Source organism: Psychrobacter sp. 1U2 (assembly GCF_051847575.1).
Window position 1 is genome coordinate 1 of the sequence record NZ_JBPYDC010000657.1, and the last position, 915, is coordinate 915.

Sequence of the window (915 nt, forward strand, 5' to 3'; positions counted from 1 at the left end):
CTACTGGCGCGGTATCATTATAATATTCGTAAAACGCCTCGATAATCGCCTCGGATAAGGTCTCATGATTGATGTCTGTATTAAACTCTTTCAGGTTAGCGACGCGCGCACGGACAGATTTGATGCCTTTGGCTTTGAGCTTGAGCGGATGCGGATTGAGATAATCGCTGAGCTTTTGCATGTTAGCATTGACCAGTAATGTGCCATGATGAAAGCTACGATCCGCCGCATGTTTAAAGGCGCTGCCTGATATCTTTTTATCACCGACTTGCATATCGTTACGACCAGACAATTCAGCGTCTATGCCCAATTTTTTTAGCGCGTTAATAATGATGGTAAAGTTCGCTTCTTGATCGTAGTCGTCTTTGGGCGATAAAAAGGTAAAGTTGGTATTACCCAAGTCATGAAACACCGCGCCGCCGCCACTTTGACGCCGTGCTAGAAACACCTCGTCGGCTTCCATCTTATCAATTTTGCATTCTACCCATGGATTTTGTGAGCGCCCAATGACCACGGTCTCGCTATTGCGCCATAAAAATAGCGTGTGCGAGTCGGGGTTCAGCGTATTAAATATCCAATCTTCGGTCGCGAGGTTAAACCAAGGGTTGGTCACAGCAGACTTTAGAATGCGCAGTTTCATTGAGTGTCCTTTTTATTATGGAGATTGTTAGTAGCAGCTATTGTTGCCGATGCGGGGCTTTAATTCAATGGGGGTGTGGGAGAAAGGAATGGTTTTGAAGGGTTAATAAGGTTAGATATGTTGCTTTCGATTAATTTTTAAGTGTGGCGTAGGGTGGGTTAGCGAACGCGTAACCCACCGAATGATCTTCTGCTTTCAATAGCGGGTTACTTCTTGTTTTTATTCTCTACGAGAATTTAACAAGTCTAACGCCACCCTACGGCTCTAATCTATCT

The 915-nt window shown here is 44.7% G+C and carries 1 protein-coding gene; it reads right to left on the reverse strand.

Annotated elements, in window-relative coordinates; genetic code table 11:
• Window positions 1-640, reverse strand: a 640-nt coding sequence (locus ACS8FD_RS17915) for a lipoate--protein ligase (protein ID WP_439276843.1), incomplete at its 3' end; no start/stop codon positions are given.
• Window positions 641-915 lie beyond the last annotated feature (275 nt).